Source organism: Streptomyces sp. CB02056, from assembly GCF_001905545.1.
In the GTDB taxonomy this organism is placed as follows: Bacteria; Actinomycetota; Actinomycetes; order Streptomycetales; family Streptomycetaceae; genus Kitasatospora.
Map to the genome: position 1 here is coordinate 801,069 of NZ_LIPD01000001.1, position 22,824 is coordinate 823,892.

At 74.7% G+C, this 22,824-nt stretch carries 25 protein-coding genes; 11 read left to right on the top strand and 14 right to left on the bottom strand.

Going from position 1 to position 22,824, the window contains the following annotated elements:
- Positions 1 to 39: 39 nt before the first annotated feature.
- Positions 40 to 258, top strand: coding sequence for a hypothetical protein (locus tag AMK13_RS03560; protein WP_074001217.1), 219 nt, complete (start codon positions 40 to 42; stop codon positions 256 to 258).
- Positions 259 to 488: 230 nt separating this feature from the next.
- On the opposite strand, the gene AMK13_RS03565 is transcribed toward AMK13_RS03560, so the two are convergent.
- Positions 489 to 2,132, bottom strand: a complete 1,644-nt coding sequence (locus AMK13_RS03565; protein WP_143204470.1) for an ALF repeat-containing protein — start codon at positions 2,130 to 2,132, stop codon at positions 489 to 491.
- Between the two features lie 130 nt (positions 2,133 to 2,262).
- On the opposite strand from AMK13_RS03565, the gene AMK13_RS03570 reads away from it, so the two are divergent.
- Together AMK13_RS03570 and AMK13_RS03575 are read left to right on the top strand one after the other, a co-directional pair.
- On the top strand, positions 2,263 to 3,207 hold the full coding sequence (locus tag AMK13_RS03570) for an NAD-dependent epimerase/dehydratase family protein (protein ID WP_074001047.1): 945 nt from the start codon (positions 2,263 to 2,265) through the stop codon (positions 3,205 to 3,207).
- A gap of 115 nt (positions 3,208 to 3,322) precedes the next feature.
- Positions 3,323 to 4,399: a helix-turn-helix transcriptional regulator gene (locus AMK13_RS03575; protein WP_074001048.1), complete on the top strand. Its 1,077-nt coding sequence runs from the start codon at positions 3,323 to 3,325 to the stop codon at positions 4,397 to 4,399.
- Between the two features lie 32 nt (positions 4,400 to 4,431).
- Here AMK13_RS03575 and AMK13_RS41665 read toward each other — a convergent pair whose 3' ends face one another.
- A complete protein-coding gene (locus AMK13_RS41665) occupies positions 4,432 to 4,974 on the bottom strand; it encodes an SMI1/KNR4 family protein (protein WP_074001049.1) in 543 nt (180 codons plus the stop codon).
- Between the two features lie 114 nt (positions 4,975 to 5,088).
- Here AMK13_RS41665 and AMK13_RS03585 point away from each other — a divergent pair, with 114 nt between their 5' ends.
- From AMK13_RS03585 to AMK13_RS03595, 3 genes are all read left to right on the top strand, one after another.
- On the top strand, positions 5,089 to 5,706 hold the full coding sequence (locus tag AMK13_RS03585; protein WP_074001050.1) for a hypothetical protein: 618 nt from the start codon (positions 5,089 to 5,091) through the stop codon (positions 5,704 to 5,706).
- Positions 5,707 to 5,775: 69 nt separating this feature from the next.
- Positions 5,776 to 6,249, top strand: a complete 474-nt coding sequence (locus AMK13_RS03590; RefSeq protein WP_074001051.1) for a hypothetical protein — start codon at positions 5,776 to 5,778, stop codon at positions 6,247 to 6,249.
- Between the two features lie 105 nt (positions 6,250 to 6,354).
- Positions 6,355 to 8,145, top strand: a complete 1,791-nt coding sequence (locus tag AMK13_RS03595; RefSeq protein WP_074001218.1) for a glycoside hydrolase family 35 protein — start codon at positions 6,355 to 6,357, stop codon at positions 8,143 to 8,145.
- 222 nt (positions 8,146 to 8,367) lie between these two features.
- Here the strand turns inward: AMK13_RS03595 and AMK13_RS03600 are convergent, their stop codons facing one another.
- The 9 genes from AMK13_RS03600 to AMK13_RS03640 form a co-directional block, all read right to left on the bottom strand.
- Positions 8,368 to 9,627, bottom strand: a complete 1,260-nt coding sequence (locus tag AMK13_RS03600) for an SLC13 family permease (protein WP_074001219.1) — start codon at positions 9,625 to 9,627, stop codon at positions 8,368 to 8,370.
- 138 nt (positions 9,628 to 9,765) lie between these two features.
- Positions 9,766 to 10,578, bottom strand: coding sequence for a DUF4253 domain-containing protein (locus AMK13_RS03605; RefSeq protein WP_074001052.1), 813 nt, complete (start codon positions 10,576 to 10,578; stop codon positions 9,766 to 9,768).
- Between the two features lie 51 nt (positions 10,579 to 10,629).
- Positions 10,630 to 11,637 carry an aldo/keto reductase gene (locus AMK13_RS03610; RefSeq protein ID WP_074001053.1) on the bottom strand — a complete coding sequence of 336 codons (1,008 nt, stop codon included), beginning with the start codon at positions 11,635 to 11,637 and terminating at the stop codon, positions 10,630 to 10,632.
- Between the two features lie 65 nt (positions 11,638 to 11,702).
- Positions 11,703 to 12,587 (bottom strand): S1 family peptidase, encoded by an 885-nt coding sequence (locus tag AMK13_RS03615; protein WP_241852731.1) that lies wholly within the window; start codon positions 12,585 to 12,587, stop codon positions 11,703 to 11,705.
- 124 nt (positions 12,588 to 12,711) lie between these two features.
- Positions 12,712 to 13,104: a hypothetical protein gene (locus AMK13_RS03620; protein ID WP_074001054.1), complete on the bottom strand. Its 393-nt coding sequence runs from the start codon at positions 13,102 to 13,104 to the stop codon at positions 12,712 to 12,714.
- 351 nt (positions 13,105 to 13,455) lie between these two features.
- Positions 13,456 to 13,665, bottom strand: a complete 210-nt coding sequence (locus AMK13_RS03625; protein WP_049660537.1) for a cold-shock protein — start codon at positions 13,663 to 13,665, stop codon at positions 13,456 to 13,458.
- 304 nt (positions 13,666 to 13,969) lie between these two features.
- Positions 13,970 to 14,380 (bottom strand): sigma factor-like helix-turn-helix DNA-binding protein, encoded by a 411-nt coding sequence (locus tag AMK13_RS03630; RefSeq protein ID WP_074001055.1) that lies wholly within the window; start codon positions 14,378 to 14,380, stop codon positions 13,970 to 13,972.
- Between the two features lie 172 nt (positions 14,381 to 14,552).
- On the bottom strand, positions 14,553 to 15,338 hold the full coding sequence (locus AMK13_RS03635) for a helix-turn-helix domain-containing protein (protein ID WP_049657953.1): 786 nt from the start codon (positions 15,336 to 15,338) through the stop codon (positions 14,553 to 14,555).
- A 19-nt stretch (positions 15,339 to 15,357) separates the two neighbouring features.
- The gene (locus AMK13_RS03640; RefSeq protein ID WP_074001056.1) at positions 15,358 to 15,633 is read right to left on the bottom strand and encodes a hypothetical protein; all 276 of its coding nucleotides are present in this window, start codon (positions 15,631 to 15,633) and stop codon (positions 15,358 to 15,360) included.
- Between the two features lie 760 nt (positions 15,634 to 16,393).
- Here AMK13_RS03640 and AMK13_RS03645 point away from each other — a divergent pair.
- The 5 genes from AMK13_RS03645 to AMK13_RS44490 all read left to right on the top strand — a co-directional run bounded on the left by AMK13_RS03645 (position 16,394) and on the right by AMK13_RS44490 (position 19,873).
- A complete protein-coding gene (locus tag AMK13_RS03645) occupies positions 16,394 to 16,831 on the top strand; it encodes a hypothetical protein (RefSeq protein ID WP_049657959.1) in 438 nt (145 codons plus the stop codon).
- A gap of 4 nt (positions 16,832 to 16,835) precedes the next feature.
- Complete coding sequence (locus tag AMK13_RS03650) at positions 16,836 to 17,228, top strand: hypothetical protein (RefSeq protein WP_049657962.1); 393 nt, start codon at positions 16,836 to 16,838, stop codon at positions 17,226 to 17,228.
- A gap of 68 nt (positions 17,229 to 17,296) precedes the next feature.
- Positions 17,297 to 18,568, top strand: a complete 1,272-nt coding sequence (locus AMK13_RS03655) for a S1 family peptidase (protein ID WP_074001057.1) — start codon at positions 17,297 to 17,299, stop codon at positions 18,566 to 18,568.
- A 257-nt stretch (positions 18,569 to 18,825) separates the two neighbouring features.
- Positions 18,826 to 19,773, top strand: a complete 948-nt coding sequence (locus AMK13_RS44485; protein WP_074001221.1) for a helix-turn-helix domain-containing protein — start codon at positions 18,826 to 18,828, stop codon at positions 19,771 to 19,773.
- The gene (locus AMK13_RS44490) at positions 19,736 to 19,873 is read left to right on the top strand and encodes a DUF397 domain-containing protein (RefSeq protein ID WP_241852732.1); all 138 of its coding nucleotides are present in this window, start codon (positions 19,736 to 19,738) and stop codon (positions 19,871 to 19,873) included. Before AMK13_RS44485 ends, AMK13_RS44490 begins: the two co-directional genes overlap by 38 nt.
- A 69-nt stretch (positions 19,874 to 19,942) precedes the next feature.
- On the opposite strand, the gene AMK13_RS03670 is transcribed toward AMK13_RS44490, so the two are convergent.
- From AMK13_RS03670 to AMK13_RS03680, 3 genes are all read right to left on the bottom strand, one after another.
- Positions 19,943 to 20,170 (bottom strand): holin, encoded by a 228-nt coding sequence (locus AMK13_RS03670; protein WP_049657972.1) that lies wholly within the window; start codon positions 20,168 to 20,170, stop codon positions 19,943 to 19,945.
- Positions 20,171 to 20,457: 287 nt separating this feature from the next.
- On the bottom strand, positions 20,458 to 21,492 hold the full coding sequence (locus AMK13_RS03675; RefSeq protein ID WP_074001059.1) for a questin oxidase family protein: 1,035 nt from the start codon (positions 21,490 to 21,492) through the stop codon (positions 20,458 to 20,460).
- Positions 21,493 to 21,625: 133 nt separating this feature from the next.
- Entirely contained in the window at positions 21,626 to 22,525 is a 900-nt protein-coding gene (locus AMK13_RS03680; RefSeq protein ID WP_074001063.1) for a DUF1963 domain-containing protein, read from the bottom strand.
- Between the last annotated feature and the right edge of the window lie 299 nt (positions 22,526 to 22,824).

Sequence of the window (22,824 nt, forward strand, 5' to 3'; positions counted from 1 at the left end):
CCAGGCAGTAGGGCGTCGAGGGAAAGGCGGGTGGCCGTGATGGTCGGTGCGGTTCTGGTGGGGATTCTGGTCCTGGTGGTCGCGGGGTGCGGCTGCGTGGTGTGGGCCGACCGCGGCGGGCCGCGCTGGACCCGGGCGGCCGCCGCCCTCACCCTCGGCGCCGGGAAGGCGCTGCGCGGCGCACAGCGCCGCCGGCGCCGCCAGGTGGGCTTCAACGGCGGGGACAACGGCGGGGACGGTGGCGGGGACGGCAACTGAGCCGTCGGCGTCCGGGCGGGACCGGCGCCGGGCCGTCTTCGAGGCGGCGCGCCAGCCGCCGCGTCGGCCGGGGGCGGGGTGCCGGGCTGCCTGGCGATCGGACGGCCCTGACCGCTGAACGCGAGCGCGTCCCCGGCCGCCGCCCGGGTGGGCGGTGGACGGGAACGCGAGGGGGTGTCAGCCCCCGGGTTCTGCTTCCGGATTCAGCTCCCGGGTTCTGCTCCCGGGTGTCAGCTCTCGGTGGAGCGGCGGCGGGCGGCCACGACCAGCGCCGCGCCCGCGGCGAGGGCCGCGGCGGCGCCGCCGGCCTCCCAGCCGAGCCCGTCGGTGCCGGTGGCGGCGAGCGCGCCGGAACCGGTGGTGCCGGTGGTGCCGCCGCCCGTACGGGTGCCGATCCCGGTGCCGGTGGTGAGGCCGGCCGGCTGCACGGTCTGCGGCTGCTGCCCGGTGCCACCGGTGCCCGCGCCCGTCCCCGTACCGTTGCCCGCGCCGTTGCCCTGCTTGGCCGCCGCGGCCTGGTCCTCGGCCTGGGCCTTGGCCCAGCCGTCCTTGAGGAAGGCCAGGAGGTCCGCGTAGCTGCCCTCGTAGGCGGCCATGGCGGCCTTCTTCACCGCGGGGCCGCCGGTCTCGATGATCTGGGAGACCTTCAGCCGGTTGTCGCTGAAGCGCAGGTTCGGCAGCTCGACGGTCAGGAAGCGCCGCACGTCCTCGGCGTTGCCGTCCATGGCCTTCTGGGCGGCCGCGGCGGTGTGCGGGCCGGTCTCCTTGTCGGCGATGACGCGCAGCACCTCGACCCGGTCGTCCTCGAACTGGGCCTTGGCGAAGCCCTCGTTGAGGAAGGCCTCGACGGCCGCGTCGGTGCCGGCGTCCAGCGCCTTGCTGGCCGCCTCGCGCACGCCCGGGCCGCCCTGGTCCATGAGCTGGCTGAGCTTGACCCGGTTGTCGTCGCTGCGCAGCCTGGGCAGCTTGGTCGTCAGGAAGGTCCGCAGGTCGGCCGCGCCGCCCTTGAGGGCCTGCTCGGCGCCCTCGCGCACGCCGGGGCCGGTCTTGGGGTCGGCCACCAGGGCCTCGACCTTGGCGCGGTCCTCGTCCTCGGCGCGGGCGGCGTACTGGCCGGTCGCCAGGAAGTCGAGGACGTCCTGGTAGCTGCCGTTCAGCGCCACGGCGGCGGCGAGGCGCAGCGCGGGGCCGGCCCCTTCGGCGCCGTCGGCGATCCGGGTGAGGCGCAGCAGGTTGTCGGGCTGCTGCTTCTCGGCGAGTTCGACCTCGAGGAAGTGGCGCAGCTCGGCGGCGCCGCCCTTGAGGGCCTTCTCGGCGGCCTCGCGGACCTTGGGGCCGGTGAGCGGGTCGGCGATGATGGCCGCGATCTTGGCGCGGTCCTCGTCCTCGGCGCGGGCGACGTACTGGCCGGTGGTCAGGAACGCGGTGATGTCCTCGTCGGTGCCGCGGAGGGCGGCCTTGGCGGCCGCCTTCACGGCCGGGCCGCCGGTGGCGTAGATCTGGGAGACCCGGACCTGGTTGTCGATCCTGGTCTGCTCGTCGAACTCGACGTCCAGGAAGTGGCGCAGTTCGGCGGCGCCGCCCTTGAGGGCCTTCTCGGCCGCCTCGCGCACGCCGACGCCGCTCTTCGGGTCGGCGAGGATGCGCTTGACCTCGGCGCGGTCGCGCTGCTCCTGGCCGTCGGCCTGGGGCGCGGTGTCCTTGGCGGAGTCGGAGCCGGTGTCGGGGCCGGAGACGCCGGTCGGCTTGGGGGTGTCGGTGGCCGAGGCCGTGGTGGGGAAGAGGACGGCGGGGGCCAGAACGGCGGCCGCGACGACGGCGGACACCCGGGGCAGCTTCATCTTGAGCGAGACCTGCTTTGTACGAAGGATCATGAAACGCCAACAGCATAGATCTACTTTTACGACTGCCATACCAATTATTTGCCGAATCTCCCATTCCCCCCACCCGGCTACATATCGCACCGCGCCCCGCCCGTCCGGGGCCACCACTAGGGTGTGGCGGATGAGCTTCCACCTGGTCGTCGGACACGGGCCCGCCGGGGCCGCCACCGCCCGCCTGCTGGCCGAACAGGGCCACGAGGTCCGGGTCGCCACCCGTACCGGACGCCCCGTCGGGCCGGCCGTCCCCGGCGTCGAGCACCTCCCCCTGGACGCGAGCGACCCCGCGGCCCTGGCGCGGGCCGCCCGCGGTGCCGTCGCCGTCCACGGCTGCGCCGCGCCGCCGCTGCCGCAGTGGGCGCGGCTCTGGCCGGCGCTGAGCGCCTCGCTGTGCGCGGCGGCCGAGGAGAGCGGCGCGGTGCTGGTCATGCTCGGCAACCTGTACGGCTACGGGCCGGTGGCGGGGCCGCTGACCGAGGACCTGCCGCTCGCCGCGACCGGCCCCAAGGGGCGGGTGCGGGCGGCGGCCTGGGAGCGGGCGCGGGCGCTGCACGAGGCCGGGCGGATCCGGGCGGTGGAGGTGCGGGCATCGGACTTCTTCGGCCCCGGCGTCACCGAGGGCGGCCACCTGGCCGCGCGGGTGATGCCCAACCTGCTCAAGGGCCGCCCGGTCGCGACGCTCGGCGACCCGGACGCCCCGCACAGCTGGACCTACCTGCCGGACGTGGCCCGGGCGATGGCCGAACTCGCGGGCGAGGAGCGGGCCTGGGGCCGGGCCTGGCACGTGCCCACCGCCCCTCCGCTGTCGGTGCGCGCGATGGTCGAGCGGCTGGCCGCCGAGGCCGGCGGCGGCCCGGTCCCGGTGCGCCGCCTGCCCGCGGCGGCGCTGGCCGTGGCGGGGCTGTTCTCCCCGCTGCTGCGCGAACTGCGGGAGACGCGCTACCAGTTCGACCGGCCGTTCACGGTGGACTGCTCCGCGTACGAGGCCGCGTTCACGGTGCGCGCCACGCCGCTGGAGGAGCAGCTGCGGGCCACGGTCGCCTGGTGGCGCGAGCGCGACGGCCGGTGACGGACGGGAACGCCGGTCGCCGGCGGGGGCGGGCGCCTCCCCCGCATCGCTCCGTACCCGTCCTTCCTCGTCCGTTCACCGGACACGGAGACCCTGCGTCCGTAGGATTCCGTCCGTGGCCAAACGACGTGAGGTTGAGCGGGAAGTCCTGGGTTCCATAGGCGAGTTGGCGTCCTCCGGGTTACCCGCGGCCGCACTGTTCCGCGAGCTGCACACCCTGCTGCTGGAACCGCTCGGCTACGACGGCGGCTGCTGGCACGGCAACGACCCGGTCACCGGGTTCCCCACCTCCACCGTCGCCGACGGCCTGGACCCCGCCCAGTTCGAGCAGGCCGTGCACCTGGAGCTCCAGGGCGAGGACTCCACCACCTTCACCGCGATCCGCACCGCCGGCCACCGGGCGCAGACCGTCGACCGGGCCACCGACGGCCGCCCCGAACGCAGCGTCCGCTACCGGGAGTTGCTCAACCCCTGCGGCTACGGCGACGAGCTGCGGATCAACTTCGATGTGGGCGGCGGCCGTTGGGGCTCCGCGGCGTTCATGCGCGAACGCGCCCGCGGCCGCTACGACCTGCCCGACCTGCGCCTGGCCGAACGCGTCGCCGCCCCGATCGGCGCCGCCCTGCGCGACACCCACCTCGCCGCCCTGCGCGGCGCCCGCCCCCTGCCGCCCGTCCCCGCCCCGGCCGTCGCCATCCTGGACCGGTACGGGCGGCTGCGCTCGGCGGACGCGGCGGCCCGCGAACTGATCGGACGGATGGCCGAACCCACCGCCCACACCGGCGGGGTGCCCAGCGGCTTCCTCACCGTCGCCCGCCAGGCCGCCCGCCGCGGCGGCCCCGCCGAGGTGCGGGTGTGCACCCCCGACGGCCAGTGGCTGTCCCTGCACGCCTCCCCGCTGGACGGCCGGCGCGGCGGCGTCGCCGTCGTCGCCTCCCCGGCCTCCCCCGTCCAGCGCCTGCCGCTGGCGATCCTCGCCCACGGCCTGTCCCCGCGCGAACAGCAGGTCGCCCTGCACGCGGTGCGCGGCGCCAGCACGAAGGACATCGCCGCGCTGCTCCACCTGACCGTGCCCACCGTCCAGCAGCACGTCACCGCCATCCTCCACAAGACCGGCGTCCGCTCCCGCCGCGAACTCGTCGCCCTCCTGATGGCCGACCACCTCCCCACCCTCGGCCTGCCGCCGCGGTAGCGGACGCACGCGGCTCCGGCCCGGGCCGGCCGCTACCCCGCCCGCCAGTGGACGAAGCGGGGCGGCTCCTCGCCCCAGGCGACGACGGCGCCGACGGGACTCGGGCTGACCGCCCCGGAGACCACCCCGTGGAGGAACCCGACCATGCCCGGGCCGAAGACCCGGGGCGCGCCCCCGTCGCGGTCCAGGACCAGGACCGGCCACGCGTCGGGGTCGTCGCCGACCGTCAGCCAGGCCAGCGTGTCGGCGGTGCAGGACGCTCCCCAGGCGACGATCTGTCCAGCGGAGCGCACCTCGCCGGTGGGCTCGCCCTCCTCCTCGAAGAGCAGGCGCGCCTCCTCCGTCATGCCGCGCATGCCCGGCTGCGGGGCGTCCGGCGGCATCAGCTCGTCGGGGGCGAACACGGCGAGGGACCGGTCGATCTCCCCCGCCCCGTACCGCGCGACGAACTCGACGTAGTCGCGCGGGAACCGCAGACCCCACGCCGACTCGACCATCGCCCAGTCACCGGATTCACCGGCCCCCTCGGGCGGGGGCATGAGCTCCAGAAGCCCGCTGATGTCGGTTGTGTGCACCGTCGTTCCCTCTCGTGTTCTCCCGCGCCCCCGGCTACGGCTGCGCGTCGCGGCGCCTGCTAGCATCCGCGCGGTTCGGCGGCATGATCATAGGAAGAACAGGGAGGGGTCCAGATGCGGGACGGCTCGACAGTGGCAGCGGACGGCGAGGTGACGCGCCGTCGGCGGCGGTCACTGGGCATCGCGGCGGGGGTGTGCGTCCTCGGGGCGGCCGGGATCGGCGTGGCACTGCTGGCCGCGTCCCCGGGCGGCGCCTCGGCCGGGCCGGGCGGCCAGGCGAGCCCTGCCGCCTCGGCCAGTCCTTCGGCGAGCGCCTCGACCGCTCCCTCACCCGGCGCCCCGGCGGAGAGCTCTGCTCCGGTTCCGGCGGAGGCTCCGGCCCCGGCGAGCACCGACCCCGACCCCGCCGAGACGGTGGTCCCGGTCGCCGCGACGCAGGACGCCGGGACGGAGCCGCCCGCCCAGCCGGCCACCTCCCGCCCCCGGCCCCCGGCCGCGCCCACCACGCCGGCCCCGCCCGCCGCACCGGCCGCCCGGTCGAAGGCCCCGGCCGCACCGGCCGCCAAGCCGTCCCCCGACTGGACCGTCCCGCCGAGGCCGGAGCTGCCCGCGCCACCCGCGCCGGGGCCGACGAACGCCCACTGCCCGCCCTTTCAGGCGATGACGTACGACGGCTGCCGGCCGATCGGCCCGGTCATCACGCTCCCTCCCGTGGTGCGGCCGACCGGCTGACCCCGAGGCCACCGGCGTCCCGGCCCCCGTCGGCGCGCGTTGTCGCAGGTGGGAGCTAGGGTTCGGCCCGTGAACGTTCCCAAGGTCATCCCGATCGGCTACCAGCCCGACTACCGCACCCGCACCATCGGGCGGTGCGAGGGCGGCCAGTTCTACGCGACCGTCGTCGCGGCCTACCGCGAGGGCTGGAGCGGCGACGACTGGCAGCCGCAGAAGCGCTGGCACGCCGTCCTCCACCGCTTCGACGAGGCCGGCCGCCACCTGGGCTCGCGCATCGAGTTCACCGGCACGACGGCAGACGGCGAGCAGCAGGCGATCGGCGCAGCCCGGCGGCTGCTGGAGCAGTGGCTGGACGCCCTGCCGGGGCGGCACTACCAGGACATCGCCATCGCGCCCTTCGACGTCCGCTTCGAAGGCGCCCTGTTCGGCCTGGTCCTGGAGGTGGACGAGGAAGAGGAGGACGAGGAGGACGGCGTCTGGATGGAGCTCCACCCGGACGGCCTGGCCTTCTCCGCCCCCTGGAACGGCTGCTACGACACCTGAGCACGGGCGGCCCCCATGGCCGGTTCCTCGCTAGGCTCGGCGGTGCCGGGTCTCCGGGGCCTCCGGGGCCCGCGGGGGTGTCCTGCGGGAAGGCGGGGTGTGCGCATGCTCGGGTACGACGCGGACGGGTTCGTGCGGGACGGGGTGCCGCACCGGGTGGTGGCCGGGGCGGTGCACTACTTCCGGGTGCACCCGCGGCTGTGGGAGGACCGGCTGCGGCGGGTGCGGGCGCTGGGCGTGAACACGGTGGACACCTACGTCCCGTGGAACTTCCACGAACTGCCCGACGGGACGGTGGACTTCACCGGCTGGCGGGACGTGGCCCGGTTCGTACGGCTGGCCGGCGGCCTCGGCCTGGACGTGATCCTGCGCCCCGGCCCGTACATCTGCGCGGAGTGGGAGTTCGGCGGGCTGCCCGCCCGGCTGCTCGCGGTGGACGGGCTGCGGCTGCGCTGCGCGGACCCGGCGTACCTGGCCGAGGTGGACGGCTGGTTCGACGCGCTGGCGCCCGAGCTGCTGCCGCTGCTGGCGAGCCGGGGCGGGCCGGTGGTGGCGGCGCAGGTGGAGAACGAGTACGGCAGCTACGGCGACGACGCCGCCTACCTCGCCCACCTGCGCGACGGCCTGGTGCGGCGCGGCGTGGACTGCCTGCTGTTCACCGCCGACGGCGCCCACGACACCATGCAGCAGGGCGGCGCCATCCCCGGTCACCTCGCCACCGCCACCTTCGGCTCCCGCGCGCCCGAGCGCCTCGCGGTGCTCCGCCGCCACCAGGGCGAAGGCCCGCTGACCGCCATGGAGTTCTGGATCGGCTGGTTCGACCAGTGGGGCCTGCCGCACCACGTCCGCAACCCCAAGGAGACCGCCGCCTCGCTCGACGAACTCCTCGCCACCGGCGCCTCCGTCAGCCTCTACATGGCGCACGGCGGCACCAGCTTCGGCCTGTGGTCCGGCGCCAACCACTCCGGCGCCCACCCGCTGGACGCCGGCTACGAGCCGACCGTCACCAGCTACGACTACGACGCGCCGATCGGCGAGGCCGGCGAGCTGACCGAGAAGTTCCACGCCCTGCGCGAGGTCATCGGCCGCTACCTGCCCCTGCCGGACGGCGAACTGCCCGCCCCCGTACCCCGGGTGGCGCCGCAGCGGCTGGAGCGCGCGCACGGGCGGGCGCCCCTGGCCGAGGCCCTGGACGCGCTGTCGCGGCCGCGCCGGCACGCCGCACCGCTGCCGATGGAGCAGGTCGGGCAGGACCGCGGCCTGATCCACTACCGCACCCGCGTGCCCGGGCCGCGCCCCGAACTGCCGCTGCGCATCGACGGGTTGGCCGACCGGGCGCAGGTCTTCGCGGACGGCCGCCCGCTCGGGACGCTGGAGCGCAACTCCCCCGGCGCGACCCTGCCGCTGGCCACCGGGCCCGACGGCGTCGTGCTGGACATCCTGGTCGAGGCACTGGGCCGGGTGAACTACGGCCCGCAGATGGACGACCGCAAGGGCATCACCCGCGGCGTCTCGCACGGCCACCAGCGGCTCTTCGACTGGCAGATCCGCCCCCTGCCGCTGACCGACCTGTCCGCGCTGCGCTTCACCGACGACGCCGGGGTACGCGACGGGGAACCGGCCTTCCACCGCTTCACCGCCGAACTCCCCTCCCCCGCCGACGCGTTCGTCGCCCTGCCCCACTGGGGCCGCGGACTGCTCTGGCTCAACGGTTTCCTGCTCGGCCGCCACTGCGCCGCCGGCCCCCAGCGCACCCTCTACGCCCCCGCCCCGCTGTGGCGGGCCGGCGCCAACGAACTGGTCGTCCTGGAACTCGAACGCCACGGCACGGCGGTGGAGTTGCGCGACGCACCGGACCTCGGCCCGGTCACACCGGCCCCCAGCTCCGAGTACTGACCGGCCCGGGCCCGCCGGCCACTCCCCGACGCGGGACGTCGGACCCGCCGACTTCCTGCTCCGCCACGACTCGGCAACGCGAGGCTTGCTATGGGCACCGACGACCATGGTGCCTCGGGGGCTCGCCGGCTGCACGAAGTCCTGGCGGGGATCGATCCCGTCCTGCGCCCCGCGTAGGCCCGGCCCGGCCCCGGTGGGCGGGCCGGAACGTCAAGGCCCCGGTCAGACCCCGATCAGGTGCAGCGAGGCCCACAGGGCCAGGACCGCGGCGGTGAGGGTGGCGGGGACGGCGAGCAGGCCGAGGCGGGTGAACTCGCGCAGGTCCACCGGTACGCCGCGGTCGCGGACGATGCCGCGCCACAGCAGGGTGGCCAGCGAGCCGGCGTAGCTGAGGTTGGGGCCGATGTTCACCCCGAGCAGGACCGCGAGGACGGCGCCGGGCCCGACGGGGGCGGCCAGCGGCACCAGGGCGAGGGTGGCGGGCAGGTTGTTGATGACGTTGGCGAGGACGGCGGCCAGGGCGGCGGTGGCGAGCAGGGCGGGCAGCGCGGTGCCGGACGGGACGAGGTGGGCGAGGCCGGCGGCCAGGCCGTTGTCGACGACCGCGCGCACCACGATGCCCAGGGCGAGGACGAACGCCAGGAACGGCAGGGCGGCCGAGCGCACCACCGTCGCGGGGGTGGCGTGGCCGCGGGCCAGGGCGCGGGCGGCCAGGACGGTGGCGCCGGCGGCCGCCGCCCAGGCCGGGTTGACGTCCAGCGCGGAGGTGAGGACGAACCCGGCGAGCGTGCAGCCGACGGTGGCCAGGGCGAAGACCGGCATGGCGGGGGCCGGTCCGGTCTCGGGGGTCTCGGCCGGGGCGGCGTCCAGGTCGGCGGCGAAGCAGCGGCGCAGCACCAGGTACTCGACGCCGACCGCCGCCAGCCACGGCAGCGTCATCAGGGCGGCGAAGCGGCCGAAGCTCAGGCCGCTGGCGGTGAAGGCGAGCAGGTTGGTCAGGTTGGAGACGGGCAGCAGCAGCGAGGCCGTGTTCGACAGGTGGGCGCAGGCGTACAGGTGCGGTGCGGGCCGGGCGCCGAGGCGGGCGGCGGTGGCCAGGACGACGGGGGTGAGCAGGACGACGGTGGCGTCCAGGCTGAGCACCGCGGTGACGACCGAGGCGACGGTGAACACCTGGACCAGCAGGCGGCGCGGGCGTCCGGCGGCGCTGCGCGCCATCCAGGCCCCGCAGGCGCGGAACAGTCCCTCGTCGTCGCAGAGCTTGGCCAGGACCAGGACGGCGGCCAGGAAGCCGATCACCGGTCCGAGGCGGGCGGCTTCGGCGGTGGCGTGCTCCAGCGGGACGGCGCCGGTCGCCACCAGCAGGGCGGCGGCCGGCACGGCGACGACGGCCTCCGGCCAGCCCCAGGGCCGGGCGACGGCGCAGACCAGGACGAGCACCAGCAGTCCTGCGGACAGGGCTTCGGCGCAGGCGGTGTTCAGGGCGTGCTCCTCGGGGGGGGTGCGGTCGGTGCTCGCGCTCGGTTCGCGGCCCGGCGCAGCATGCCACACCGGCGGCGCTCGGCCGCCGGGCGGGGGCCGGGGGCATGGGCCCCCGGCCCCGTACCCCCCGGGGTCAGGTCAGTCCCACCAGAAGGACCACTGGTGGGCGCCCACCAGCTGCTCGGCGTAGGCGGTGAGGGTGCCGGTGCCCTGGAAGACGAGGTCCGGGCAGAAGGCGGTGTGCTCGGCGGCCAACGGGAGCGCCTCGGCGAGCGTGGCGGGCGGCACGGGGACGCTCAACTCCAGGGTGGCGAAGCCGACTTCGACCACCTGGGCGCCGAAACGGCGTTCCCAGTCGGCGAGCACGGCGGCGATCCTGCCGGTGCCGGCGTGGTTCGCCGGGCCGCCCCAGCCGCAGACCGTCAGCGCCTCGGCGCCGCTGCCGGCCCGCACCAGGCCGAGGCGGACGTCCTTGACGGAGCCCAGCACCTCGGCCAGTTCCCGGGCCTCGGTGCCGGCGGCGCCGTCGGGCACGGTGGCGGTGGGGGCGGGGCCGGGCCAGGTGCGGCCGTAGGGGGCCAGGGCCTCGTCCAGGATCCCGGCGTCCTCGCTCGCGTCCCCGTCCTCGTCCTCGTCGACCTGCCTCCACCAGCCGCGCAGCAGCGCCTGCGGGTCGTAGCGGGAGGGCTCGGAGGCCTCGGCCGGGTACAGCTCGCCGGACAGCCAGGGCCGGTAGTCGTCGTCGGTGTGGTCCAGCGGGCTGAGCAGCAGCGGCCACAGGCCGGTCTGCGGGTGGGCGCGGTGCAGCTGCCGCCACAGCCCGGCGGGCGCGGGGTCGTCGCTGATCCACAGCAGCGGCTCCCGCCCGTCCTCCTCGGTGACCAGCCGGCCGGGCGGCAGGTCGACGGGCAGGGCGGCGAGGGCGGCGGCGAGGTCCGGGTGCTCGATCATGCGGCCCACCGTAGGGGCGGGCACCGACAGCGCCCGGCGGCGGGCGCCCCGTCAGGACCAGGGCAGTGCGGCCCGCGTGCGCCAGTAGGCCTCGGCGGGCTCGGCCATGGGCGCGAGGGCGGTGAGGTCCTCGGGGGTGGGGCGCAGGTGGGTGGCGGCGAGGTTGGAGGTGAGCTGGTCGGGGGTGGCGGCGCCGGAGAGGACGGTGTCGGCCCAGGGCTGGGCGGCGGCCGCGGCCAGGGCGAGGGCGTCGGCGGTCGCGCCGGTGTGCTGTGCGAGGGTGCGCAGGGCGGCGGTGTCGGGGCCGGTGGCGTTGCGGCCGGCCAGGCGGCCGTTGGCCATGGCCTCCTTGACCACGACGAGCCAGCCGGCCGCGTGGGCCTCGGCGAGGGCGGGGGCGGCGGAGGTCTCCAGCAGGTTCCAGGTGGCCTGGACGGCGGTGAACAGCGGTCGGCCGTCGGCGGTGACGGCGAGGGCCCGGCGGATGGTGTCGGCCTGGGCGGGGCCGCTGGTGGACAGGCCGACCCGCACGCCTTCGGCGGCGAGGGCGGCGAGGCGCCGGTGCAGGGCGGGGTCGGTGAGGGCGGGGCTGTCGGGGGTGACGGAGTGGACGAGGTAGACGTCCAGGTGGTCGCCGAGCAGGGCGCGGGTCTCGCGGATCTGGCGGTCGTAGACGGCCGTCGAGTGTTCCTTGACCTCGTGTGCGGCGACTCCGCTGGTCCGCCAGTCGGCGGTGTAGGTGTAGCCCCACTTGCTGCCGACCGTCACCTCGGCGGCGGCCCGGGGGTGTTCGGCGAGCCACTGGCCGAGGAACTCCTCGGCGCGGCCGTAGGAGCGGGCGGTGTCGAGGTAGCGGACGCCGGCGGCGTACGCGGCGTCGAGCAGGGTGTGGGTGCGGGCGCGCAGGGCGTCGACGGTGCGGTCGGCGGGCAGGTCGGTGTCGCGCCCGAGGTTGATGTAGCCGGGCCGGCCGACGGCCGCCGTGCCCAGGCCGAGGCGCGCGGGGTGCGGGCGCGCGGCGGGGGCGGGGGTTGCGGTGGCGGCGGGGTCGGTCGGCATGGCGGGCTCTCCTCGGGCGCGACGGTTCTCACCTGGGACTTTAGCCGCGTGGTGGTGCCGGGCCGTCAGCCGGCGGCGATGGTGGCGCGGATCCAGGGGGCGTAGGCGGGCACGTCGGTGTACAGGCCGGGGCCGTCCGCGCAGGGCACGCCGGGGGCGCCGGGGCCGGAGGTGGTGCCGACCAGTTCCCAGCGGCCGCCGCGGCCGCGCTGGATCTGGGGGCCGCCGGAGTCGCCGAAGCAGGCCATGGCCTGCGGGACGCGGCTGAGCGTGCACAGGCGGGTGGGGTCGGCGTAGCCGGGGGCGCAGTCGGCCGGTGCGCCGATGCGGCTGGGCAGTTCCTGGAGGCGGTCGGGGAAGACCATCTGCTGGTAGTCCTGGGTGTCGACGACGGTGCCGAAGCCGAGCAGCCGGGTGGGGGTGCCGGGGGTTCCGGGGTGGTCGGCGATGCGGATGGGCTGCCCGGCGGCGGGGCGGTCCAGGCGGACGAGGGCGAGGTCGTCGTGGTTGGGGCGGGTGGCGCCATCGCCGAAGCCGAAGCCGGGGTGGACGACGACGCGCTCGACGTTCCGTACGCTGCCGCCGCTGTCGCGGTGGGCGCTGCCGATGCGCACGGTGCCCTTGAGGGTGACGCCGGTGTCCTCGGTGCCCACCACGCAGTGGGCGGCGGTCAGCACCCACTGGCGGTCGATCAGGGTGCCGCCGCAGGCGCCGTCGGCGAGTTGCTTCGCGCTCAGCGGGAGGGTGGCCATGAAGGGGTAACGCTCGGTGGAGTCACGGCCGTTGACGATCGCGGAGGCGCTGCCGCTCATGGCGGTGGCGCCCAGCGCGGCGGCCAGGGCGGCGACGGCGGCGATCCGGGCGCCGCGGCGGCGGGAGGCGGGCTCGCCGGCGGTCGTACGGGCGGCGGTGGTGCGGGGGGCGGTGCGGACGGTCGTGCGGAACGACACGGGTGACGGCCTTTCGGTCGGTCGGCTGGTGCGGATACGACCAGTCAACTCGGCGTCCGCCCGCCGCAACACCCGGCCAGCGGGCCGCTCCGGCCTGGGGGTAGCCCCCGGACCCGCCGTCGGGCTACCGGGTGGCCCGCCCGCGCTCCCCCGGCGACGGCGACGGCAGCGGGGGGATGCCGGTCGGGGCGACGCTCTGCTCCAGGCGCAGCACGAAGTTGACGTAGCCGAGCGGCTTGCCCGGCCAGTGGCGGTCGTTGCTGGTGAGCAACTGGCTGCGCAGGCCGTCGTGTTCGGTGACCGGACCGGGGGTGGTGCGCAGGTTGGGCTGCCAGGTGCGGCCCCGCGGGCGGTGTTCCAGGGACAGCGTCCAGCTCTCCTCGTCGACCGCGATCGTGGCGCCGACCCGCCCCGGCAGCACCCGCAGTCCGTACGCGCCGCGCACGACCGCCCGCTGGTCGAAGTCGGCGCTCGTGCCGACCACGGTGATCCGCCATGCGCCGTGGAACCTGAGCACGCCTGCCTCCTCGCGCCGCGGCGCCCGCTCCGGCAGCGGGCGCCCCGTCCACGTCTACGGTCCCGGTCCGCCGCCGGGCTCAACCCGGGGCGGGCGCGACCGCCGGCTTCTGCACGGGACGGTCGGCGGCGGGCGGGAAGGCGTGGACCGGTTCGCGTCGGCGGGTCCGGCTCGTACGGCGGGTCCGGCGGGTCCGGCGCGCGGGCGGATTCCCTCATGCCCGTTTTATTCCGGTTCGCGAATAAGGAAAACGGTCGGCGACGGCGGGCGGACATGGGCCGGGGCCCGTACCGCCTGTGCGGTACGGGCCCCGGTTCCCTCTACGATTCGAGAATCGTGCGGCGGGAAATGTCAGAGAGCGACGGGGCGGATGTTCTCCGCCTGGAGGCCCTTCTGGCCCTGCGTGACGTCGTACTCGACCTTCTGGCCCTCGAGCAGCTCACGGAAGCCCGAGGCGTTGATGTTCGAGTAGTGGGCGAACACGTCCGGGCCGCCGTCTTCCTGCTGGATGAAGCCGAAGCCCTTTTCCCCGTTGAACCACTTCACGGTGCCGAAAGCCATGGGAAATTCTCCTTCTAAGGCGCTGTAGACCGCACTGCGCGGGCTACTCGTCGCCGCACTGATGACCCGCCGGGATCTCAGAAAAAAAATACGCCTGCGATGGGAATCAGCAGGCGCACACAGAGTTCATGGGAACCAAAACTGCAACTCCTACGACCGTAACAGGCCTCGGGCCGAAACGGGAATTCTCGCGGCGCTCTTCTTCGGCGCACCGGTGACGTCCGGGTGCGCCGCCGGCCGTACGGGCCGGCCCGCCGGCCCGGCCCCGGGCGCCGCGCGGCGGGGGCACCCCGGGCGGGGCCGCTCAGCGGCGGGCGGCCGCCAGGGAGCGGAGCTGGACGTGGACGGCGGCGGGTTCGGTGCCGGTGAGGGCGGCGATCTCGGCGGCGGACAGGTCGAGGACCAGGTGCAGCAGCAGGACGTCCTGCTGGGCGGCGGTGAGGTGGGCGACCGGGCCGAGCGGCCGGGGGCCGGCCAGGGCGCAGACGCGGCGGCGCACCGCCTGCCAGGCGCAGGCGGCCGGGCTGGCGGTGGCCAGGGCGTCGAGCCAGTGGCCGCCGAGCTCCTCGAAGGCGGCGCGGACGGCCAGGGGCGCGTCGGCGGGCGACAGGAGCAGCGCGGCGTAGTCCAGGTAGTGGCGCAGGTGGAGGTCGTGCAGCGCCCACAGGCCCAGGGCGGGCCCGGGGGCGGCCGGGCGGCGTGGTGGTGTCGGCATGGTGGTGTCCCGAGTTTCCCGAGGTGTCCCGAGGTTTCCCGCAGGTGGCGCGGACGGGCGCCGGCCCGCGGGCGGATGCCGGCCCGCGACGGGGACGCGGGCGGGTGCCCGTCCGTGGGTGGCTGGGGCCCGCGGCCGGGACGCGGGTGGCGCGTCCCGGCCGCGGACCGGGTCACACGAGCACCGGCGGGTTGTCGTCGGTGCCTCCGCGGCCCGCCGCGCCGGAGTGGCCGGGGCCGTCGTCGCGGTCGGCGGCCAGGTTGGTGCGCAGGGTCATCCAGAGCCGGAACAGGATGTCCGTCGACGTCCCGGCGCTGGAGGACTGCATGGCCCGGGTGAACTCGCTCTGGTACGTGCGCGAGTTGACCGGGAACGGGGTGCGGGCGTTGTTCGTCCGGTCCCAGGCCGCCGCCCACAGGGCGCGGCGGGCCTCCCGGACCCCGCAGACCTCCATGTAGGCGAGGAAGACGGGTTTGCGCAGCGGGGCCTCGCCCTTGAGGACCAGGGCCAGCGTGCTGGAGGGCAGGCGCCCTCCCCGGTCGCGGGCCCGGCGGTCCAGTTCCCGCAGGGAGGGCCAGTCGGCCTTGCGGCGCATCTCGTGCATCGCCCGGCGCAAGTCGGCGAAGGAGTCGACCTGTTGGGGGTCGACCCGCCTCGGTGCGCGCAGCCGCCGGCTCCCCGAGGGGCGGGGCACGTGGGCCCAGTAGTTGGCGTGGACCCACTTGCGCCGGGCCGTCTTGAGGTCGCCGCCGCATTCGCCGGTGACGGCCTCGACGACCTTCCAGCTCGGCAGGGAGCGTCCGCTGGCGGCCCGTTGCAGGGTGGTGGCGTGGTAGTTGGTCCGAACGGCGAGCTGACTGTACGTCAACCCGGCCTGCTCGCGCTGCTCCCGCAGCCAGGCGGCCAGTCGGCTCAGCGCCGGCTCGGTCGTCTCGATCGGGTTCTCTCGGCGTCCCATCGCAGGCAGGCGCTCTCCCCTAGGCCCGTCCCCTTTGCATCCTGGAGGCCAACAGCCAGCCTCCGGTGGTCAGTTCGAGCGCCACTCCGGCGGACATGCCGGTCGCCACCAGGGCGGCGGTGAGCGCGACCGTCAGGACGACCACGACGATCACCACGGCCACCTGGCCGGCGGTCACGGCCGTCACGGACGACTGTCCGGCCACGAACGGCCAGGGCGGGGCCGGGCGGCGCGCGGGCCTCGGGACGCCGTCCGCGCAGGGGATGGGGACGCGCTTGTTCCGCTTCCTCGTCATCGAGGGAACCCTCCTATATCACTGTCCACTCCAACGGGTGGGCACTTGTGCGGTTGGCGTCGCACGGGGTGCCCGTTGGATGACACTCTGTCAGGCATATGGGTGAATCCCAATCGGTTCGGCGAACATCGCGCGGATTGATGCGCGACAGTCCCGGCCCCTACCTGAAATCTTGCGAACGTCGTACCAGAAAGCCGCAGTTCAACGAATCGAAACCGGATTTTGATGCGCCTTTGTGCAGCGCGCCCTTGTAAGCCGTCCTGGCCGGGTGTGACGATTGACAGCGGCGTCACCCGGACCTGCGGGTCCGGAACCCGGGGGGCGCTGTTCACTCCAACATCTCGGGAACATCGGCAGCGGGCCGTGTTGGCGCATGGGCCCGCCCGAACAGCAGAGACCGCCCGGCCCCGGTGGCCCGAGGCGGTCTCTCTGCACTCCGGCGGTGGCGGGCACTCCACTTGTGACAGGCCCCGCCACCGCCCCTCCCCGCATCCCCCGCATTCCCCGCCGCCTGCGGCGGCCTTCCCGTTGCGGAGGCCTGTCCTCCTGAAATCATGGGCGTGGTACGGGAGTTCGCCGTTTCGCCGTTCATCGGTTGTCTACCCGGGGCGCCGGGCGGGGTGTCCGCGGCCGTGGCGACCAGGGTGTCGACAGGACGTTGACCGCTTGTCTGCGGGAGTCCACGAGCGTGTTCCTGGTCCGGTCACGGACTCGGCGGCCGCCAGGTGGCACCGCCGGCAGACGACCCAGGAGGACTCGCATGTCCCGCATTCCCCATCGCACCCGTGCCGCCGCCGTCGCGGCCCTGGTGACGGCCGTCGCCCTGCCCCTCGCGGGCACGGCCACCGCCTCGGCGGCGGTGCCCGCAGGCGTCCGGAGCGTCCAGGGCGCGCCGAACTCGACGCTGGCGGCGGACGCGCCCACGACCTGGGCCGAAAAGAACGGCGGCTACGTCCAGATCAACTGGACCCCGCCGAACAACGTCGGCAAGTACGACTGGATCGGCCTCTACAAGCGGGACCCGAACGCCATCGGCATCGACAACTACGAGACCTGGCAGTGGGCCTACAACCACGGCACCTCGTACCTGACCAGCGTCCCGGCGGTCAGCGGCGACTACTGGACGGCCTACATCTCCTACGACTACGCCTCCAGCCAGTACCGCATCATCGAGTCCCACCGCTCCCACATCGACTGAGCCGGTGGCCCTGTCGACGAAGGCGGCGGCGCTGGCCCTCGCCCTGCTGGGCGCGCTGCCCGCCCAGGGCGCCGCGGCGGCCCAGTCCGCGCCGGGCACCTGGGCCGCCGCCGTCCACGTGAAGGAGACCCAGGTCGTCACGATCGGCTGGAACTACAACGGCAACCCGGTCGGGAAGTACGACTGGGTCGGGCTGTACAACTGCGATCCGGACAAGTGCGGCGTGAACTCCTACGTCTCGGGCGCCTGGCAGTGGGCCTCGTACGGCACCTCGTACACCTTCACCCGGGAGCTCACCGACTCGCTGGTCGGCGCGTACTGGACCGGCTACGTCTCCTACGACTACGCCTCCGGCCAGTACCGGCTGATGTCCTCGCAGATGAACATCCTCGCCTGAGCGGTGGCCCGGCGCCCGCTCGCTCCCCTCTCACCTCAACACGTTCGATCCGCACGAAGGAGATGACCATGAAGGTCTCCAGGAAGACCCTCGCCAGGGCCGGAGCCGCGCTCCTGCTCGCCGGGGTGACCCTGGCACCGGCCGCGGCCCAGAGCTCGGCCGTGGCCTCGGCCACCGGAACCGTCGCCTTGACGCCCCCGGCCGCCCCGGGCGGCGCCGCCCACGCGCTGGCGCAGCAACTCGGGCTCCCCGAGCAGCAGGTGGCGCAGCGCCTCGCCGCGGAGGGCGGGCTGTCGAAGACCGCCCGGGCGTTCCGCGACAGCCAGGGTGACAGGGCCGCGGGCGTGTGGCTCGACGTGATGGACGGCGAGGTCCACGCCAACGTGCTGGACGACGAGGGGGAGCGCGCGGCCCGGGCCGCCGGCATCATCCCGCAGCGCGCCGCCTACACCACCGCCGAACTCCGGGAGGTGCACGAGCGGCTCGACGCGGCCGCGGAGAAGAAGCTGACGCCGGGCGACAGCTCCTGGTCCCTGGACAGCCGGACCAACCGTGTCGTGCTGGACGTGCCGGCCGGCACGGACGCCGAGGCGATGCTGCGGACGGCCGGCATCACCGACGCCGACCGTGCGAAGGTCAGCGTCACCACCCACCAGGGGACCGCCTACGCCCGGACCGGCCTGGTCGGGGGCGACGGCCTGCGGGACGAGAACAACACCGGCACCTGCTCGGCCGGAATCATGATCAAACAGGCCGGTGTGACCTACCTGGTGACCGCCGGCCACTGCTGGCTGGGGCAGTCGAACCCGGCGGTCCGGCGCGACGACAGCTGGCCGGACAACCAGGGCAACACCCGGATCGGCCACATCGCCGACCGGCAGTTCCCCGCCTCGGACTACGCGCTGATCGCGATGGACAACCCGCGGAGCTGGACCCCCGGCGGGCGCGCAGTCAAGACTTCCGACGGCTACAACCTCTACGACGGCTACATCCGCAACGCGGACAACGAGATACCCGACGGCGGGCAGATCTGCGCCTCGGGCGTGACAAGCGGCTGGCGGTGCGGCATGTTCCTGGACGGCATCTCCACCTACACCACGGTGAGGAGGCTGCCGGACGGGCGGGAGGAGACGTACACCTCGTACAACCAGGTCAAGGTCCTCGGCATGCAGTCCGAAGGCGGTGACAGCGGAGGGGCCGCCCTCTACGGCAGCAAGGCTGTCGGCACGGTGACCGGTGGTTCAACCGGCAACTCGATGAGGCCCTACACCTACATCCAGCCGCTCTCCAGGATCGCGCAGGACCTCGGGGGCATCTCCACGGTCGACTGGAACCAGTGACCGCCCCACGGCATAGGTGAGGAACGCGAGCACCCTCGGTGCGGGAAGCCGGCCCGGCCGGCTTCCCGCACACGCCTGTCGGGAACCGGGCCTGTCCCGTCCGAACAGCGGTCGGCGGCAAGGGCGCACGCCGGGGGCGCGCGCCACTACCCCGTGCGAGCGAAAGACCGCATTCCGGTACTGAACGCCGAAGTACGGGGATACGGTGGCCTCCCGATACGCGTGTTGAGCACGTGGCGTGCGAGCTGGGGGTAGTGATGGCACGGCGGAAGATCAAGCGGGGACCGACGGCGAGCTCCGCGATCCTGTTCGGTGAAGAGGTCCGCCACGCGCGGGAGTCGGCGGGTTACACGCAGGAGCGGTTGGGCAAGGAACTCCACCTCGACCGGACGGTGATCTCGCGGACCGAGAGCGGACGGCGGAAGCCTCCGGCCGACGAACTCGAGGAAACCGAACGGCTGCTGAACACCGGCGGCCTGTTGAAGCGGCTGTGCAACGGGGTCGACTGGAGCGCACAGATCGACCATCCGGACTGGTTCCAGACCCATGCCGACTCGGAGGCCGAGGCGGTCGGGGCCTACGTGTTCCAGACCGACTACATGCACGGGCTGCTTCAGTGCCGGGACTACGCGCGAGCGATGTTCGAGGCAGGCGGAACGGGTGAGCACCCTGAAGTGATCGAGGGGCGGGTCGCGGCGAGGCTCGCACGGCAGAAGCGCTTCCTCGCCGAGGGCGGGCCGCAGTTGGTGGTCCTCCTGGACGAGAGCGCGATTCGATCGGTGGTCGGCGGACCGAGGGTGATGATGCGGCAGATGCAGCACCTGCTGGACATCGCCCGGCGCGAGAACATCGTCCTTCAGATCGTGCCGTTCACGGCTCGGACGACGATCATCAACTCCTCAATGGTCATTCTGGAGATGCCGGATGGCCAGCACTCGGTGTACTCCGAGAACCTTGACAAGGGCAATCCCTGTGATGATCCGATCATCGTTTCCGGGCATCGGCACCGCTATGATCGCCTGCGCGGCGACGCGCACACGGCGGGCGAGTCGCTCACGCTGATCGCCGAGGCGATGGAAGGGTTCAGGGATGATGCGGAACGAGCTCGACGCGGCCAGCTGGCGCAAGAGCAGCCACAGCGGCACGAACGGCGGCGACTGCATCGAGGTGGCCCCCGGATTTCCCGGTCTCGTCCCCGTGCGTGACTCCAAGGACCCCCACGGCCCGGCCCTCCTCTTCCCGGCCGCCGCCTGGGGCTCCTTCATCACCGCGATCCGGGGGGACGAGTTCCCGGTCGGCAACTGACTGGCCGTCAATTGCGCTGCAGGGGGCGGGGTGCCGGATGGCGCCCCGCCCCCTGCTATGCCGGGCCGGCTACTCGCGGTTGCTGCGGCCCAGCAGGGCGGCCGAGTCCGGGTCGCCGATGCGGGTGGCCACCGCGCCCTTGAGCACGGTCAGGGCCGCGGGCAGCGCCGCGACCGCCGCCGCCTTGAGCGAGCCGATCGATGTGAGGTCGAACTTGTCGGCCAGCAGCAGGCCGAGGAACGCCACGGCGTACGTGGCGACGGTGCGCTCGACCAGGTCGACGATGAGCTTCCGCATGGTCAGGACTCCTTCGCGGTGAAGGTGGTGGGGTGCGCGGTTGCGGAGCACCCGGTGGCGGCGCCGTTCTTCGGAGGGCATGCCGTCCTGCGGGACTGCGGTGGGGTGCCGGACGCCCCGGGGCGGGGCCGTCGGAGCCGTCGGGGTCGGAGGGGGTCGACGGGGCCAGAGGGTCGGAGGGCATGCGCCATCGGGGAGTTGCCGCCCCGGTGTACACGTTCAAGCCGCCGGATCCGACGACGCTCCCCGGTACCGATTTCCTTTCCGCGTCCGGCCCCGCGCCCGCCTCACCCCAGCGGGGCGCTCAGCTCCATCGCGCGCAGCGCCGCCGCCAGGGCGGGGGCGTCGCCGACGTCGAGGGCGGTGTCCGCCAGCTTGATCACGTGCTCGTCGCCGTGCGCCAGGGCCCGCTCGAAGACCTCCTCGGGGGTGAGGGTGCCCGGCGGGGTGCAGGCCGCCGGCTCGGTCGGCGCGTACATCGCGGTGACGGCCGCCGACGCCGTCCAGGCCGCCCGCAGGCCGGCCGGCCACAGGTCCGGCGGGAGCGCGGGCAGGACGCGCAGCACGGCGTTGGGCGCGGTGGCGGCGTGGACGAGCATGGTCTCCTCGCCGTGCCCGTAGGCGGCGTAGCGGTGGGTCGCCGCCCGGACGAGTTCCGCGAGGCGGTCGGCCGCCTCCTGCGGCCGCGTGACCCCGGCCGCCCACGCCGGCAGGGCGGTGACGCGGTCGAGCCGGGCGGGGAAGCCGCCGTCCTGGAGGGCGATGGGCGGCACCGCGTCGAGGGCGGCGGTCGCGTCGGACAGCACGCCGGACAGCGTGGCGAGGGCGGCGACGGGCCGGTGGCGGGCGGCCCAGTAGCCGAGGCCGTGGGCGAGTTCGGCCAGCCGGGGCCCGGTGGCCTCGCCGCCGGACAGCAGGGTGCGCACGGCGTGCCCCACCCGGATCACCGGGTGCGTCGAGCCGCCGTACAGGCCGGGCAGCAGCCGGGGCCACCAGCGGGCGAGCACCTCGCGCCAGGGGTGGTCGGCGAGTTGGCGCTCGAAGTGGTCGATCCAGTCGGCCGCGCGGCTCGGATCGCCGAGCGCCGCACGCCAGTTGGCGGCCGTGACCGGCTCGACGCACGGCGGGAAGTCCTCCAGCTTGCGCGCGTACAGGTCGAGCCAGCGGTGCACGGACCGTGCCTGTCCGTGGGCGGCGAGGGCCTCGACGGCCATCGGCGCGTGGTTGGTGAGCCGTCCGAGCCGCTCGGGCCCGGAGGCGTGCAGTCGTTGGAGCGCCTCGTCCAGAATGCCGGTCGTATCCGTCGTGTCCGTCGTATCCACGGCAAGGACCGTAGGCGGGACGCCACGGACGGCGTAACGGGCCGGAGACCTAGGCCCGGCGAAGGGCTCCGGCCTGCCCGTCCGCCCCCGGCGGGCACTGAGGCCCGCCGGGGGACGGACGGGCGGCGGCGCCTCAGGAGCAGTCCCAGTGGTGGTCCACCGGGCGGTCCGGGCAGGACCGGCACTCGAAGACGTACACCCCGCCCGCGTCCCCGATCATCAGCCCGGCGGGGCTGTGCGCCCCGCGGCCGCCGTCGGCGTCCCGGCGCTCCTCGCCGGTCTCGTCGTCCCGGTCCTCCAGCGGGAGCCAGGTGCGGTACGACTGGCCGTCGTACTCCCAGCTGCTCACCGTCAGGAGGTGCTCCATCGTCCGCCCGCAGGTCGGGCAGTCCGGCCAGCAGGGCTCCTGGGTCCAGCCCGGGTACCCTCCGAGCTTGATCCCCGGCGCCTCGGCCAGGTGGTAGCCGTACCGCAGGCCGGTACGGGCCCGCAGTTCCTCCATCCGCACGCGCAGTTCCGGGCCCAGGTCCTCCGGCATGTCCCAGCTCGGGTAGTCGACCACCGGCTCGGGGTGCAGGACGCACGGCGCCGGGATGCTGTCCTTCGGCGCGGTGCCCACGGTCGGCGGCACGGCGGCGAGGGCCGGGCCGACCTCCTCGGAGCTCCGCCAGCGCACCAGGGGCGTCGCGGTCGGGCAGCGGCCGATGATGAACGGGCACCAGAGCACCTGGAGCAGGTCCGTCCCGGCGGGGAAGGCGAGTTGGGGCACGTCCCGGCGGTGGATCTGGACGACGGGGACGAGCGGCACCGGCCCCTCCGCGGCGGGCCCGCCCCACTCCCCCGGGTGGCTGGTGCTCGGGCACAGCGGCCACGGCTCGTCGGCGGGCCACAGCGGCGGCCCGCCGACCGAGCTCTCGGCCGCGGACGGGCTGCCGGCGCGCGGGTGGAGGCGTACGGCGTCGCGGCGCAGCGGCACCAGCTCGGGGAACAGCTGCTCCAGGTCCACGGCGCGCTTCGGGGTGGTGCGGGTCATCGTCGTCTCCATCGGGCGGTGCTCGGGCGGGCACCGCGTACCCACCGACGGCATCACCGTAGGACACGCCACCGACAGCGGCCTCGCCCGCCGTCCGGCCCGCCCGGCGACGGCGGGCCGGACGGGAGACCTCCACTTCGGGCGGGCGGGGATGTCAATGCCGTGGACACTGGCCATCCGGTCCCCGGCGTCCGTTTTTTGACGTACCGTCAGCTCGCACAGGTGCAGGTGTCCTCCGTAGACACGGCCGCCGGTACCGCGATCGTCGTCACGACCCCTGCCTTCGCCACGGCCCGCGC